We start from the raw sequence: 14,577 nt of genomic DNA on the forward strand, positions 1-14,577 counted from the left end.
AGGAGTACGTATGTCCGAAGATATCTTTGATGCCATCATCGTGGGTGCAGGTCTGGCGGGTTCGGTTGCGGCGCTGGTGCTGGCTCGGGAGGGCGCACAGGTGCTGGTTATCGAGCGCGGCAATTCTGCTGGCGCGAAGAATGTCACCGGTGGGCGCATGTATGCGCATAGCCTGGAGAACATCATTCCCGGCTTTGCTGAGCAGGCCCCCATTGAACGCATCATCACCCACGAAAAACTCGCCTTTATGACCGACAAAGGGGCGATGACCATCGACTATTGCAACGGCGAAGACGCCAAATCGTCGCAGGTTTCTTACTCTGTCTTACGCAGTAAATTTGACGCCTGGCTGATGGAACAGGCCGAAGAGGCGGGCGCTCAGCTCATCACCGGTATCCGCGTGGATAACGTTGTGCAGCGCGAGGGCAAAGTCGTGGGCGTGGAAGCCGATGGCGATATTCTGGAAGCCAAAGTGGTGATCCTTGCCGACGGAGTGAATTCTCTGTTGGCTGAAAAGTTGGGTATGGCAAAGCGCGTCGAGGCATCGCATGTTGCCGTCGGCGTAAAAGAGCTGATCGAGTTGCCGAAATCGGTAATTGAAGATCGTTTCCAGTTACAAGGGAACGAAGGGGCTGCCTGTCTGTTTGCCGGATCGCCCACCGATGGGTTGATGGGTGGTGGCTTTCTCTATACGAATGAAACGACCCTTTCTCTGGGACTGGTCTGCGGCCTTCATCATCTGAAAGATGCGAAAAAATCGGTTCCGCAAATGCTGGAAGATTTCAAACAACATCCGGCGGTTGCCCCGCTGATCGCCGGTGGCAAGCTGGTGGAATATGCCGCGCACGTCGTACCGGAAGCCGGTATCAACATGCAGCCAGAACTGGTGGGGGACGGCGTACTGATTGCTGGTGACGCTGCCGGAATGTGTATGAACCTCGGCTTTACCATTCGCGGTATGGATCTCGCCATATCCGCAGGTGAAGCGGCGGCGAAAACGGTGCTTTCCGCAATGAAGCGCGACGATTTTAGCAAGCAGTCGCTGGGGGAATACCGTCAGCATCTGGACGAAGGCCCGATGCGCGATATGCGCATGTATCAGAAGCTACCCGCTTTTCTTGATAACCCACGCATGTTTACCGCTTATCCGGAAATGGCGGTCAGTATTGCGCGCGACCTGTTCACCGTAGATGGTTCGGCACCGGTGCCAATGCGTAAAAAAATCCTGCGCCATGCGAAGAAAGTGGGCTTCATCAACCTGATGAAAGATGGCCTGAAAGGAGTGACCGTATTATGACATCTCCCGTCAACGTGGACGTCAAACTGGGCGTCAATAAGTTCAATGTGGATGAAGACAGTCCGCATATCATTCTCAAAACCGATCCTGATAAACAGGCGCTGGAGGTGCTGATTAAGGCCTGTCCGGCTGGCCTGTATAAAAAGCAGGATGACGGTAGCGTACGTTTTGATTATGCCGGATGCCTGGAATGCGGAACGTGCCGCATTCTCGGACTGGATACAGCGCTGGAAAAATGGGAATACCCGCGTGGGACGTTTGGCGTGGAGTTCCGCTACGGCTAAACCTGGTGCCGGATGGCGGCTTCGCCTTATCCGGCCTACAGGAACAATGCGTAGGCCTGATAAGCGTAACGTCATCAGGCATTAAGTTAAAATAAAACAGGACATAACCATGCAGCAGCCCAGGAACTTTGATGACATCAAATTCACCTCTATTCACCGCCGGATAATGCTGTGGGGAAGCGGTGGGCCGTTTCTGGATGGTTATGTGCTGGTGATGATTGGCGTGGCACTGGAACAGCTCACGCCAGCATTGAAACTGGATGCACAGTGGATTGGTCTGCTGGGCGCCGGTACGCTCGCGGGACTGTTTGTGGGGACGTCGCTGTTTGGCTACATCTCCGACAAGGTCGGGCGGCGCAAAATGTTCATTATCGATATTATCGCCATTGGCGTGATATCGGCGGCAACCATGTTTGTCTCCTCGCCCGTTGAGTTGTTGGTAATGCGCGTGCTGATCGGCATTGTGATTGGTGCTGACTACCCGATCGCCACCTCGATGATCACCGAGTTTTCCAATACCCGCCAGCGCGCTTTCTCCATCGGTTTTATCGCCGCTATGTGGTATGTCGGCGCCACCTGTGCCGATCTGGTCGGCTACTGGTTGTATGATGTTGAGGGCGGATGGCGCTGGATGTTGGGCAGCGCGGTGATCCCCTGCATTTTGATCCTGATTGGGCGTTTCGATCTTCCTGAATCGCCGCGCTGGTTGCTGCGTAAAGGTCGGGTGAAAGAGTGTGAGGAGATGATGATCAAACTGTTCGGCGAACCGGTGGTGTTCGACGAAGAAGCGCCGCAGGAGACGCGCTTTCTTCAGCTATTTAATCGCCGTCATTTCCCGTTTGTACTGTTTGTCGCCGCTATCTGGACTTGTCAGGTGATCCCGATGTTTGCCATTTATACCTTTGGTCCGCAGATTGTGGGGCTGCTGGGGCTTGGTGCCGGGAAAAGCGCCGCGTTGGGTAATGTGGTAATCAGCTTGTGCTTTATGTTGGGATGCATTCCTCCCATGTTCTGGCTCAATAGCGCGGGCCGACGACCGCTGTTAATTGGCAGCTTCATTATGATGACGCTGGCGCTGGCCGTGCTAGGGTTAATCCCTGATATGGGCGCGTGGCTGGTGGTGCTGGCGTTTGCCGTATACGCGTTTTTCTCTGGGGGACCAGGAAACCTGCAATGGCTATACCCTAACGAACTGTTTCCCACCGATATTCGTGCGTCTGCCGTCGGGGTGATTATGTCCTTAAGCCGTATCGGCACCATTGTTTCAACCTGGGCGCTGCCGGTGTTCATCACCAAATACGGGATCAGTAATGTCATGTTGATGGGGGCGGGAATTTCGCTGATCGGCCTGCTCGTGTCCATCGCTTTCGCCCCGGAAACGCGAGGTCTGACGCTGGCGCAAACCAGCCAAATGACGATCCGCAGTAAGCCCGTGACCAAGGCGGGTTATTAGGAGTGTTCTGTATTTTCCCTGCAACTCAGTCAGTTAGCCTACAGTTAACGGGTATATCACTGAAAACGACTGAAAAGCAGGGAGAACACCATGCAAAAACATATTCTGATCACCTCTATTTTTACCGCAGCAGCACTGTTCACCGTAGCCGGTTGCTCCTCGAACCAGGCGGTTAAAACGACCGATGGCAAAACAATCGTGACCGACGGCAAACCGCAAGTTGATGATGATACAGGCCTGGTGTCGTACAAAAATGCGCAAACGGGTAAGACGGAACAAATTAACCGCGATCAGGTTAAAGATATGAGCGAACTGGATAACTAGTTCAGTTTTCTCCATTCAACCACTCAATAATATTGACTGTTAGCCTGCGGATTAACTGACTAAACTCACTGTTATTACAATAATGCAGTGAAACAGGCTAATCATGATCCTCATCATTTATGCGCATCCCTATCCGCAGCACTCGCATGCGAATAAGCGGATGCTTGAACAGGCAAGGATGCTGGAGGGCGTGGAGATCCGCTCGCTCTACCAGCTCTACCCCGACTTCAATATCGATATTGCCGCTGAACAGGATGCGCTGGCGCGCGCTGATTTGATTATCTGGCAGCATCCTATGCAATGGTATAGCACACCTCCCTTACTCAAGCTGTGGATGGATAAGGTCCTTTCGCACGGTTGGGCATATGGCCACGGCGGGACAGCGCTCCACGGTAAACATCTGCTGTGGGCAGTGACGACCGGCGGTGGCGAAAACCACTTTGATATTGGCTCCCACCCCGGATTTGATGTGCTTTCCCAGCCCTTACAGGCAACGGCGCTCTACTGTGGGCTCAAATGGCTGCCGCCGTTTGCGATGCACTGTACGTTTATCTGTGATGATGAAACTCTGCAGGCGCAGGCGCGTCATTACAAACAGCGTCTGTTGGAGTGGCAGGAGGTTCATCATGGATAACCATACGCTAATACAGGCGCTGATTTATCTCGGATCGGCGGCGCTGATTGTCCCCATTGCCGTGCGACTGGGGCTAGGGTCAGTGCTGGGGTATCTCATCGCAGGGTGCATTATTGGACCCTGGGGCCTGAGGATGGTGACCGACGCTGAATCAATCCTGCATTTTGCCGAGATCGGCGTGGTGCTGATGCTGTTTGTCATCGGTCTGGAGCTGGATCCGCAACGTTTGTGGAAACTGCGGGCCTCGGTGTTCGGTGGTGGTGCGCTGCAGATGGTGGTATGCGGCGGTCTGATTGGTTTGTTCTGTATGTTCCTCGGCCTGCGCTGGCAGGTAGCGGAACTGATCGGCATGACGCTGGCGCTTTCCTCCACGGCTATTGCTATGCAGGCGATGAATGAACGGAACCTGATGGTTTCGCAAATGGGACGCAGCGCGTTTGCCGTGCTGTTGTTCCAGGATATCGCCGCTATTCCTCTGGTGGCGATGATCCCATTACTTGCGGCGAGCGGAGCATCGACAACGCTTGGGGCGTTTGCGCTCTCCGCCCTTAAAGTGGCGAGCGCCCTGGTGCTGGTGGTGTTGCTGGGGCGTTATGTGACGCGTCCGGCCTTGCGTTTTGTCGCTCGCTCTGGCCTGCGGGAAGTATTCAGTGCCGTTGCGCTGTTCCTCGTTTTTGGCTTCGGTCTGCTGTTGGAAGAGGTTGGACTGTCGATAGCGATGGGGGCGTTCCTGGCTGGCGTGCTGCTGGCAAGCTCTGAGTATCGTCACGCGCTGGAAAGCGATATCGAGCCATTTAAAGGGCTGCTGCTGGGACTGTTTTTCATCGGCGTCGGGATGTCTATCGACTTTGGTACGCTGATTGATAATCCCTTGCGCATTATCATTCTGTTGGTCGGTTTCCTGGTTATCAAAACCGTCATGCTGTGGCTGATAGCGAAACCCTTACAGGTGCCGAACAAGCAGCGCAGATGGTTTGCCGTGTTATTAGGGCAGGGCAGTGAGTTTGCCTTCGTGGTGTTTGGCGCGGCGCAAATGGCAAACGTGCTTGATCCTGATTGGGCGAAATCGCTGACGCTGGCAGTGGCGCTGTCGATGGCGGCGACGCCGATTTTACTGGTAATTCTGACGCGTCTGGAAAAATCGGCGACCGGTGAAGAGCGGGAAGCAGATGAAATCGACGAGGAACAACCTCGGGTGATCATCGCCGGGTTTGGGCGATTTGGTCAGATAACCGGTCGTCTGTTGTTGTCGAGCGGGGTCAAAATGGTGGTTCTTGATCATGACCCGGACCATATCGAAACGCTGCGTAAATTCGGCATGAAGGTTTTCTATGGCGATGCGACGCGGATGGATCTGCTGGAGTCTGCCGGGGCGGCTAAAGCTGAAGTTATTATTAACGCCATTGACGATCCGCAAACCAGCCTGCAACTGACCGAAATGGTGAAACAGTATTTCCCGCATCTGCAAATTATTGCCCGTGCGCGCGACGTGGATCATTACATTCGCCTGCGCCAGGCTGGCGTGGAGATGCCGGAACGTGAAACCTTTGAGGGCGCGCTGAAGACCGGACGTCTGGCACTGGAAGGTCTTGGGCTTGGACGCTATGAAGCGCGTGAGCGGGCCGATGTATTCCGCCGCTTCAACACGCTGATGGTTGAGGAGATGGTGAAAGGAGAAAATGACGCAACGTCCCGCGCGGCGGTATATAAACGCACCAGCGAAATGCTGAGTGAAATTATTGCGGAAGATCGTCAGCACTTATCATTAATTCAACGCCATGGCTGGCAAGGCACGGATGAAGGTAAGCATACGGGCGACGTCGCCGATGAGCCGGAAGTGAAACCGTCAGCATAGGGTAAAAAATGTGATGTTCTGCAAACTTTACTGCTAATTGGCTGTTTTTGAACTACTGTAATGCTGGCGTACAACCTTAAATAGGTCGGTTCGCCAGCAGAACGGAAAATTTTCATGCTCATCCTCTTTCCGCCAGTCGACGAAAGATTGCGCTTTCCGTATAGTGGCGACAATTTTTTTGTATCCGGGAAACATTCAATGATCAGTCTGATTGCGGCGTTAGCGGTAGATCGCGTCATCGGTATGGAAAATGCCATGCCATGGAACCTACCTGCCGATCTCGCCTGGTTTAAACGTAATACCTTAAACAAGCCGGTTGTCATGGGACGCCACACGTGGGAATCCATCGGGCGACCGTTGCCAGGGCGCAAAAATATCGTCATCAGCAGCAAGCCTGGCACCGACGATCGCGTGCAGTGGGTGAAGTCTGTTGAGGAAGCGATCGCGGCCTGTGGCGATGAACCTGAAATCATGGTTATTGGCGGTGGGCGTGTGTATGAGCAGTTCCTGCCGAAAGCGCAGAAACTGTATCTGACACACATTGATGCGGAAGTTGAAGGGGATACGCATTTCCCGGACTACGAACCGGATGACTGGGAATCGGTGTTCAGTGAATTCCACGATGCTGACGCGCAAAACTCCCACAGCTACTGCTTCGAGATTTTGGAACGTCGTTAATGTGGATGCCTGATGGCGTTGCGCTAATCAGGCCTACAGATTGCACATTCGTCTGCCGGATTAGGTGTAAGCACCGCCATCCGGCAGACGGCTATCAGGCGTTGACGGCCTCGCCGGGATCCAGATTCAGATGGCGATTTGATGGCTGTACAAAGTACTGTTTGTCTTCCCAGCGCAGACAGGTGAGATCCCCGCCCCAGCAACACCCCGTATCTAACGCGTAAATACCTTCTGGCGTGCCTTTGCCCTCCAGCGATGCCCAGTGCCCGAATGCAATGCTATAGGCTTCACTGACAGGTCCAGGAATGGCAAACCACGGCTTCAGCGGGGCAGGCGCATCTTCTGGCGACTCTTTGCTGTACATGTCCAACTGACCGTTGGGGAAGCAGTAACGCATGCGGGTAAACGCGTTGGTAATAAAACGCAGGCGCGCCAGCCCCGTCAGCTCCGGGGTCCAGTTATTTGGCATGTCGCCGTACATGGCATCAAGGAAGAATGGATAAGAGTCGCTCGACAGCACGGCTTCAACATCGCGAGCACAGTCCTTCGCCGTCTGCAGATCCCACTGTGGGGTAATCCCTGCATGCGCCATGACCAGTTTCTTCTCTTCATCAACCTGCAACAGCGGCTGACGACGTAGCCAGTTAAGCAGCGTGTCAGCATCCGGTGCCTCAAGCAGCGGCGTGAGCCGGTCTTTCGGTTTATTACGGCTGATGCCAGCAAACACGGCCAGCAGGTGTAAATCGTGATTACCGAGGACTAACCGCACGCTGTCGCCCAGCGATTTAACGTAGCGCAAAACGTCTAACGACCCTGGCCCACGCGCGACCAGATCGCCGGTGAGCCATAAGGTGTCTTGTTCTGGATTAAAGTCAACCTGGTGCAGCAAGGCTACCAGTTCATCGTAACAACCGTGAACGTCGCCAATGAGGTATGTTGCCATAGCTATTGTTTTAATGAATGAGTGTAGGAACGGCGAGTCGGAACACGGGAATGTCGATGGTAAAGGCGATCCCTTGCTCATCGATCATTTCGTAATGACCCTGCATGGTGCCCAGCGGTGTTTCAATCACCGCACCGCTGGTGTACTGGTACTCTTCGCCAGGTTCGATGTGGGGCTGAACGCCAACCACGCCTTCGCCCTGAACTTCGGTTTCACGGCCATGACCATTGGTGATCAACCAATAACGCCCCAACAGCTGCACAGGCGCTCGCCCCAAATTGCGGATAGTCACGGTATAAGCAAAAACGTAACGTTCATCATCAGGTGAGGATTGCGCCTCAATGTAGACGCTTTGTACCTGAATGCACACTCGGGGCGAATTGATCATGTTTAACTCTCCTTCGATGGCGCGTTTTCTGACAGATAGTTAGCCATCCGGCAGTATTGCGCGACAGAGATATTTTCCGCTCGCATCGCCGGATCAACGCCCAGCTCTGTTAGTACTTCAACGCTAAACAGGTTACTGAGACTATTACGTACCGTTTTGCGACGCTGATTAAACGCTTCAGTGGTAATACGGCTCAGCACACGAACATCTTTAACGGGGTACGGCATTGTCGCGTGAGGGACCAGACGTACCACGGCGGAATCGACTTTAGGCGCAGGCGTAAATGCGGATGGCGGCACTTCAAGTACCGGGATCACATTGCAGTAATACTGCGCCATTACGCTTAATCGACCATACGCTTTACTGTTTGGCCCTGCAACCAGACGGTTGACCACCTCTTTTTGCAACATGAAATGCATGTCGGCGATGGCATCAGTATAGGAAAAAAGATGGAACATGAGCGGCGTGGAGATGTTGTACGGCAGGTTGCCGAATACGCGCAGCGGCTGACCCATCGTTTGTGCGAGTTCGCCGAAGTTCATGGTCATGGCATCTTGCTGATAAATCGTCAGCTTCGGCCCTAAAAACGGGTGTGTTTGCAGGCGGGCGGCGAGATCGCGGTCCAGCTCAATGACCGTGAGCTTGTCCAGGCGTTCGCCTACAGGTTCGGTCAACGCTGCCAGGCCCGGGCCGATTTCGACCATAGCCTGACCTTTCTGCGGGTTGATAGCAGAGACAATACTTTCGATCACAAACTGATCGTTGAGGAAGTTTTGCCCGAAACGTTTACGGGCTAAGTGGCCCTGATGGACTCGATTATTCATTGGTATTAACAATCATTTTGATGGCGAGATTAAGCGCCGTAATAAAACTGCCGACATCTGCTTGCCCACGACCCGCAAGTTCAAGCGCGGTGCCGTGATCGACGGATGTGCGAATAAAGGGCAGGCCCAGCGTGATATTCACACCGCGACCAAATCCTTGGTATTTTAGCACGGGGAGACCCTGATCGTGGTACATTGCCAGCACGGCATCCGCGTGGTCGAGATATTTGGGCTGAAACAGCGTATCTGCGGGCAGCGGGCCGTTTAATTTCATCCCCTGCGCACGCAGTTCATCCAGGACCGGAATGAGGGTGTCTATCTCTTCCGTTCCCATATGACCACCTTCACCGGCATGCGGGTTAAGACCGCACACCAGAATATGCGGATCGGCAATGCCAAACTTGGTGCGCAAATCATGATGCAAAATACCGATCACTTCCTTAAGCAGAGCAGGCGTAATGGCGTCGGCAACGGCTCTGAGCGGCAAATGAGTGGTTGCCAGGGCAACGCGCAGCGCTTCAGTCGCCAGCATCATGACGACTTTCTTCGCCTGTGAGCGCTCTTCAAAAAACTCGGTATGTCCGGTAAACGGGACGCCTGCGTCATTGATTACGCCCTTGTGTACCGGACCGGTAATCAGCGCCGCAAACTCACCTTGCAGACAACCATCGCAGGCGCGAGCCAGCGTATCCACCACATATTGTCCGTTCTCTACCGCCAACTGACCCGCGATAACAGGCGCCCGCAGAGCAATCGGCAACAGCGTCAACGTACCTGCTGATTGCGTTCTGGCTGGGGTATCTGGAGAGTATGGGTGGAGTGAAAGCGGTAAACCGAGCATTGCTGCCCGGTCACTGAGGAGTGCGGCATCCGCACAGACAACGAGTTCTACAGGCCACTCACGCTGGGCGAGCTGAACCACCAGGTCCGGGCCAATCCCGGCGGGTTCGCCGGGAGTGATCACAACGCGTTGAATACGAGTCATTAGTTGCTCAGAACTTTAACGTAGGCGCTGGCGCGCTGTTCCTGCATCCAGGTCGCAGCTTCTTCCGAGAATTTACGGTTCATCAGCATACGATAAGCTCTGTCTTTCTGCGCCGCGTCAGTTTTATCAACGTTACGCGTGTCCAGCAGCTCGATCAGATGCCACCCGAAAGAGGAGTGCACCGGGGTACTCATCTGGCCTTTCTGAAGTTTGGTCAGCGCATCGCGGAAAGCGGGATCGAAAATATCCGCTGCAGCCCAGCCCAGATCGCCGCCCTGGTTGGCAGAACCCGGATCCTGAGAAAACTCTTTAGCCGCTGCCGCGAAGGTTGTTTTACCGCTCTTAATATCAGCTGCGATTTGTTCCAGCTTCAGACGCGCCTGTTGATCGGTCATGATCGGCGATGGCTTGAGCAGAATATGGCGGGCATGAACTTCAGTCACGGAGATGCTCTGGCTTTGACCACGCATATCGTTAACTTTCAGGATGTGGAAGCCGACACCAGAACGAATTGGGCCGATGATATCGCCTTTTTTCGCGGTGCTTAGCGCCTGGGCAAAGATGCCCGGCAGCTCCTGAATACGTCCCCAACCCATCTGGCCGCCTTTCAGCGCCTGCTGGTCAGCGGAATAGGTGATAGCCAGTTTGCCGAAATCACTACCGTTACGCGCTTCATCAACAACAGAGCGCGCCTGACTTTCAGCCGCGTTAACCTGGTCAGAAGTTGGGTTTTCCGGTAATGGGATCAGAATGTGGCTCAGGTTCAGCTCGGTGCTGGCATCGTTTTGGTTGCCGACCTGCTGCGCCAGGGCATCCACTTCCTGAGGCAGGATAGTAACGCGACGGCGAACTTCGTTGTTACGCACTTCAGAGATGGTCATCTCTTTGCGGATCTGGTTACGATAGGTCGAATAGCTTAAGCCATCCTGTGCCAGACGGCTGCGCATCTGATCCAGCGTCATGTTGTTTTGCTTGGCGATGTTGGCAATCGCCTGATCCAGTTGCTCGTCAGAGATTTTAACACCCATCTTCTGACCCATCTGCAGGAGGATTTGATCCATGATCAAACGTTCCAGGATCTGATGACGCAGCGTGGCGTCGTCCGGTAATTGTTGACCAGCCTGACCCGCATTAAGTTTTACTGACTGCATTAAGCCATCGACGTCGCTTTCCAGAACGACGCCGTTATTGACGACGGCTGCGACTTTATCGACTACCTGTGGGGCAGCGAAACTGGTATTCGCGATCATGGCGATACCGAGAAGCAGCGTTTTCCAGTTCTTCATACTTTTTCCATTTCAATTAACCGCAAAGCGGATTACGTTGTAAATCAATCAGATCATAAAGAGCTTTGATACGGCAAAATGTTAGAACGCAACATTTGGTTGGTGCCGAGACCGTAGTTAGAACTCAGGCCGCGTAGTTCGATATTAAAGCCGATCGTGTTGTCATAAACTGCATGTTTCTGAGTGTCATCCCAGCCGTTCAGCTTACGTTCGTAGCCGAAGCGAATGGCGTAACAGCAGGAGTTGTACTGCAGACCCAGCATGGAATCCGCTTCTTTGTTCACGTTGGTATCAAAGTAGTAAGCCCCGACAATCGACCAGCGGTCGGCGATCGGGAAGCTTGCTACCGCACCCACCTGTGAAATCCCGTTTTTATACTGCTCTGCTGTAGAGTAGTAAGACGGCAGGGTTGCCTGGATATATTCAGAGCTGGCATAACGGTAGTTCAGCTGCAGCATACGGTTTTCGTCGCGGCGGTATTCGATACTGCTGCTGCTGGTTGCAACGCTGTCCAGACGCGTGTCGTACTGGATCCCACTGCGTAAACCCCAGCGATCGGAGATGCGCCAGTAGGTGTCGCCAGCCCATACCAGTGAGCCCGTTTTGTCGTCATTCTCCCATTTAATGTTGTCATCGCCGGTGCGAGACTCGGTGAAATAGTAGATTTGACCCACAGAAATATTAAAACGTTCAACGGCCGCGTCATCATAAACGCGAGATGTGACCCCGGTCGTGACCTGGTTGGCAGATGCGATGCGGTCCAGACCGCCATAGGTACGATCGCGGAACAGGCCGCTGTAGTCAGATTGCAGCAGGGACGAGTCATAGTTATAGATATGACTTTGGTCGCGATACGGTACATACAGGTACTGAGCACGGGGCTCCAGCGTTTGGGTATAGCCCGGCGCTAACATGTTCATGTCGCGCTCGAAGATCATCTTGCCGTCAACTTTAAACTGCGGCATGACGCGGTTGGCGGAATCATCGAGCTTGTTAACGTTACTCGGGTTGTTGTTGTACCAATCCAGGTTAGTTTGCTGATAGTGCGTTGCCAGCAGCTTCGCTTCGGTATTGATACTTCCCCAGTTATTCGACAATGGCAGGTTGATGGTCGGTTCGAGGTGAACACGCGTTGCTTCCGGCATGTTGTCGTTGGTATTAACGAAATGGACTGCCTGACCATAGATACGGGTATCAAACGGACCGACATCATTCTGGTAGTAGTTGACGTCTAACTGTGGCTGAGCGGAATAGCTACTGTTGTTCTGATCGTCAAAGACCTGGAACTGCTTGGTCGAAACCGTCGCATCAAAGTTTTGTACTGCATAGCCGACGCTGAATTTTTGCGTGGCGTAGCCGTCAGTACTGGAACCGTATTTATTATCAAAATCGTTAAAGTAGCTGGAATCGCTGACCTTGGTGTAGTCGACGTTAAAACGCCACACCTGATCCATTACACCGGCGTGCTGCCAGTAGAACAGCCAGCGGCGGGAATTATCATCCTTAGGGTGTTCATCCTCGTACACTTTATCGGAATTCAGATAGTCGAACTCCATCAGACCTGCGCCCGCCTGGGTGAGGTAGCGGAATTCGTTCTCCCACATGATACCGCCACGACGGTGTATATAATGCGGCGTGATGGTGGCGTCCATATTGGGCGCAATGTTCCAATAATACGGGAGATAGAACTCAAAATAGTTATTGGTAGAGTATTTTGCGTTCGGGATCAGGAAACCAGAGCGACGCTTATCGCCGACGGGTAACTGTAAATAAGGACTGTAAAAGACCGGAACCGGACCCAGTTTAAAACGGGCGTTCCAGATCTCTGCGACCTGTTCTTCACGGTCGTGAATGACTTCGCTACCGACGACGCTCCAGGTATTGGAACCTGGCAGACAGGAGGTGAAGCTACCGTTTTCCAGAATGGTATAGCGGTTTTCCCCACGCTGCTTCATCAGATCGGCTTTTCCGCGCCCCTGACGACCTACCATCTGATAATCACCTTCCCAGATGTTGGTATCTTTGGTATTCAGATTAGACCAGCCCTTCGGCCCCTTCAGAATAACCTGATTGTCATCATAATGGACATTGCCCAGCGCATCGACGGTACGAACTGGCTCCGGCTGGCCTTCTGCCTGCTTCTGATGAAGCTGCACTTCGTCGGCCTGCAGGCGGCTGTTACCCTGTGCGATGTCCACATTGCCGGTAAACACCGCGTCATCCGGGTAATTCCCTTTCGCGTTGTCAGCAGTGATGGTGACGGGTAATTCATTAGTCTCGCCCTGTACCAGAGGACGGTCATAGCTTGGCACGCCCAGCATACACTGTGAGGCGAGATCGGCTGCCAGACCCTGATGGCTATAGAGGGCGCTGGCAATCATGGTGGCCAGAAGAGTGGGAATACGTTTTTTCATACGTTGTATTTATTGTTCCATCATCAGTAGCGTCGCGCGTGACAAACGGTCACAGCCTAACTTATCTCATCTTCACTTCGCTAGTATTAATCCTGCCCATTTTATCCCGCCACCTTTCAAGCTGCATCTTCGTTCCAGATGAATTGGTCACTGCGTTGCCGCCTTGTTGCAACTCGAAATCCAACGGGTATAGCGTTTGTGGTGTTAGGCACGGCATAGAATGACAGGTATGATAATGCAAATTATAGGCGATGTCCCACAATTGACCGCAGCCGTAAATCGGTAAAAGCACCTTATATTGTGGGACATATCCTGGCTGAGAGCAGAAAGATTTGGGGAGTCTATGCAGTATTGGGGAAAGATAATTGGTGTCGCCGTGGCCTTAATGATGGGCGGCGGCTTCTGGGGTGTGGTTCTGGGCCTGTTAGTTGGCCACATGTTCGACAAAGCCCGCATGCGCAAAATGGCGTGGTTTGCCAACCAGCGTGAACGCCAGGCGCTGTTTTTTGCCACCACTTTTGAGGTGATGGGGCATCTGACCAAATCCAAAGGTCGCGTCACGGAAGCCGATATCCATATCGCCAGTCAATTGATGGATCGAATGAATTTGCACGGTGACTCGCGTACCGCCGCGCAACATGCCTTCCGGGTGGGAAAATCGGACAATTACCCATTACGTGAAAAAATGCGTCAGTTTCGCAGCGTCTGTTTTGGTCGCTTCGATCTGATCCGCATGTTTCTGGAGATTCAGATCCAGGCGGCTTTTGCCGATGGGTCGTTGCATCCGAACGAGCGTGAAGTGCTGTATGTGATTGCTGAAGAGTTGGGGATCTCACGTACCCAGTTTGATCAGTTTCTGCGCATGATGCAGGGCGGCGCCCAGTTTGGCGGCGGATATCAGCAACAGTCCGGTGGCGGTGGCTGGCAGCAGACGCAACGCGGTCCGACGCTGGAAGACGCCTGCAATGTGCTGGGTGTGAAAGCGACCGATGATGCGACCACCATTAAGCGCGCATACCGTAAGCTGATGAGCGAGCACCATCCGGACAAACTGGTGGCGAAAGGTCTGCCGCCAGAAATGATGGAAATGGCGAAGCAAAAAGCGCAGGAAATTCAAAAAGCTTACGAGCTAATTAAAGAACAGAAAGGCTTTAAATAATCGTTATGCCGGATGGCAGCTAGCGCCTTATCCGGCCTACGTTAATGAATGTA

General features: G+C 53.3%; 14 protein-coding genes. 8 read left to right on the forward strand and 6 right to left on the reverse strand.

Going from position 1 to position 14,577, the window contains the following annotated elements; all coding sequences use genetic code 11:
- The first annotated feature begins 10 nt into the window (after positions 1–10).
- The 7 genes from HV334_RS03810 (at position 11) to folA (ending at position 6,525) form a co-directional block, all read left to right on the forward strand.
- On the forward strand, positions 11–1,297 hold the full coding sequence (locus HV334_RS03810; RefSeq protein ID WP_047358345.1) for an FAD-dependent oxidoreductase: 1,287 nt from the start codon (positions 11–13) through the stop codon (positions 1,295–1,297).
- Positions 1,294–1,581, forward strand: a complete 288-nt coding sequence (gene fixX, locus HV334_RS03815) for a ferredoxin-like protein FixX (RefSeq protein WP_000203736.1) — start codon at positions 1,294–1,296, stop codon at positions 1,579–1,581. Before HV334_RS03810 ends, fixX begins: the two co-directional genes overlap by 4 nt.
- 109 nt (positions 1,582–1,690) lie before the next feature.
- Positions 1,691–3,034, forward strand: a complete 1,344-nt coding sequence (locus HV334_RS03820; RefSeq protein ID WP_103848062.1) for an MFS transporter — start codon at positions 1,691–1,693, stop codon at positions 3,032–3,034.
- Positions 3,035–3,124: 90 nt separating this feature from the next.
- The gene (locus HV334_RS03825) at positions 3,125–3,358 is read left to right on the forward strand and encodes a YgdI/YgdR family lipoprotein (RefSeq protein ID WP_003018880.1); all 234 of its coding nucleotides are present in this window, start codon (positions 3,125–3,127) and stop codon (positions 3,356–3,358) included.
- A gap of 103 nt (positions 3,359–3,461) precedes the next feature.
- Entirely contained in the window at positions 3,462–3,992 is a 531-nt protein-coding gene (gene kefF, locus HV334_RS03830; RefSeq protein WP_016151660.1) for a glutathione-regulated potassium-efflux system oxidoreductase KefF, read from the forward strand.
- Positions 3,985–5,847: a glutathione-regulated potassium-efflux system protein KefC gene (gene kefC, locus HV334_RS03835; protein ID WP_181221191.1), complete on the forward strand. Its 1,863-nt coding sequence runs from the start codon at positions 3,985–3,987 to the stop codon at positions 5,845–5,847. The genes kefF and kefC overlap by 8 nt, the downstream gene beginning before the upstream one ends.
- Before the next feature lie 198 nt (positions 5,848–6,045).
- Positions 6,046–6,525, forward strand: coding sequence for a type 3 dihydrofolate reductase (folA, locus tag HV334_RS03840; protein ID WP_016151662.1), 480 nt, complete (start codon positions 6,046–6,048; stop codon positions 6,523–6,525).
- Positions 6,526–6,619: 94 nt separating this feature from the next.
- Here folA and apaH read toward each other — a convergent pair whose 3' ends face one another.
- Genes apaH through lptD form a run of 6 tightly spaced genes read right to left on the reverse strand, consistent with a single transcriptional unit; the run spans position 6,620 to position 13,365 of the window.
- On the reverse strand, positions 6,620–7,468 hold the full coding sequence (gene apaH, locus HV334_RS03845; protein WP_016151663.1) for a bis(5'-nucleosyl)-tetraphosphatase (symmetrical) ApaH: 849 nt from the start codon (positions 7,466–7,468) through the stop codon (positions 6,620–6,622).
- A gap of 10 nt (positions 7,469–7,478) precedes the next feature.
- Positions 7,479–7,856 carry a Co2+/Mg2+ efflux protein ApaG gene (gene apaG, locus HV334_RS03850; RefSeq protein ID WP_003018867.1) on the reverse strand — a complete coding sequence of 126 codons (378 nt, stop codon included), beginning with the start codon at positions 7,854–7,856 and terminating at the stop codon, positions 7,479–7,481.
- Positions 7,857–7,858: 2 nt separating this feature from the next.
- Positions 7,859–8,680 carry a 16S rRNA (adenine(1518)-N(6)/adenine(1519)-N(6))-dimethyltransferase RsmA gene (gene rsmA / locus HV334_RS03855; protein WP_181221192.1) on the reverse strand — a complete coding sequence of 274 codons (822 nt, stop codon included), beginning with the start codon at positions 8,678–8,680 and terminating at the stop codon, positions 7,859–7,861.
- Positions 8,673–9,665 (reverse strand): 4-hydroxythreonine-4-phosphate dehydrogenase PdxA, encoded by a 993-nt coding sequence (pdxA, locus tag HV334_RS03860; RefSeq protein WP_181221193.1) that lies wholly within the window; start codon positions 9,663–9,665, stop codon positions 8,673–8,675. The genes rsmA and pdxA overlap by 8 nt, the downstream gene beginning before the upstream one ends.
- The gene (surA, locus tag HV334_RS03865; RefSeq protein WP_049281584.1) at positions 9,665–10,951 is read right to left on the reverse strand and encodes a peptidylprolyl isomerase SurA; all 1,287 of its coding nucleotides are present in this window, start codon (positions 10,949–10,951) and stop codon (positions 9,665–9,667) included. Before surA ends, pdxA begins: the two co-directional genes overlap by 1 nt.
- Before the next feature lie 53 nt (positions 10,952–11,004).
- Entirely contained in the window at positions 11,005–13,365 is a 2,361-nt protein-coding gene (gene lptD, locus HV334_RS03870; RefSeq protein WP_049042515.1) for an LPS assembly protein LptD, read from the reverse strand.
- A gap of 343 nt (positions 13,366–13,708) precedes the next feature.
- Between lptD and djlA the strand changes: the two genes are divergently transcribed.
- Positions 13,709–14,524 carry a co-chaperone DjlA gene (gene djlA, locus HV334_RS03875; protein WP_046276044.1) on the forward strand — a complete coding sequence of 272 codons (816 nt, stop codon included), beginning with the start codon at positions 13,709–13,711 and terminating at the stop codon, positions 14,522–14,524.
- Positions 14,525–14,577 lie beyond the last annotated feature (53 nt).

This window comes from Citrobacter sp. RHBSTW-00944, from assembly GCF_013615435.1.
GTDB lineage: Bacteria > Pseudomonadota > Gammaproteobacteria > Enterobacterales > Enterobacteriaceae > Citrobacter > Citrobacter braakii.

Excerpts from the sequence above, each read along its gene's own strand:
- lptD (WP_049042515.1), bottom strand. The coding sequence starts at position 13,365 with ATGAAAAAACGTATTCCCACTCTTCTGGCCACCATGATTGCCAGCGCC.
- folA (WP_016151662.1), top strand. The coding sequence starts at position 6,046 with ATGATCAGTCTGATTGCGGCGTTAGCGGTAGATCGCGTCATCGGTATG.
- pdxA (WP_181221193.1), bottom strand. The coding sequence starts at position 9,665 with ATGACTCGTATTCAACGCGTTGTGATCACTCCCGGCGAACCCGCCGGG.
- kefC (WP_181221191.1), top strand. The coding sequence starts at position 3,985 with ATGGATAACCATACGCTAATACAGGCGCTGATTTATCTCGGATCGGCG.
- HV334_RS03820 (WP_103848062.1), top strand. The coding sequence starts at position 1,691 with ATGCAGCAGCCCAGGAACTTTGATGACATCAAATTCACCTCTATTCAC.
- kefF (WP_016151660.1), top strand. The coding sequence starts at position 3,462 with ATGATCCTCATCATTTATGCGCATCCCTATCCGCAGCACTCGCATGCG.
- HV334_RS03825 (WP_003018880.1), top strand. The coding sequence starts at position 3,125 with ATGCAAAAACATATTCTGATCACCTCTATTTTTACCGCAGCAGCACTG.
- apaH (WP_016151663.1), bottom strand. The coding sequence starts at position 7,468 with ATGGCAACATACCTCATTGGCGACGTTCACGGTTGTTACGATGAACTG.
- surA (WP_049281584.1), bottom strand. The coding sequence starts at position 10,951 with ATGAAGAACTGGAAAACGCTGCTTCTCGGTATCGCCATGATCGCGAAT.
- apaG (WP_003018867.1), bottom strand. The coding sequence starts at position 7,856 with ATGATCAATTCGCCCCGAGTGTGCATTCAGGTACAAAGCGTCTACATT.
- fixX (WP_000203736.1), top strand. The coding sequence starts at position 1,294 with ATGACATCTCCCGTCAACGTGGACGTCAAACTGGGCGTCAATAAGTTC.
- djlA (WP_046276044.1), top strand. The coding sequence starts at position 13,709 with ATGCAGTATTGGGGAAAGATAATTGGTGTCGCCGTGGCCTTAATGATG.
- rsmA (WP_181221192.1), bottom strand. The coding sequence starts at position 8,680 with ATGAATAATCGAGTCCATCAGGGCCACTTAGCCCGTAAACGTTTCGGG.
- HV334_RS03810 (WP_047358345.1), top strand. The coding sequence starts at position 11 with ATGTCCGAAGATATCTTTGATGCCATCATCGTGGGTGCAGGTCTGGCG.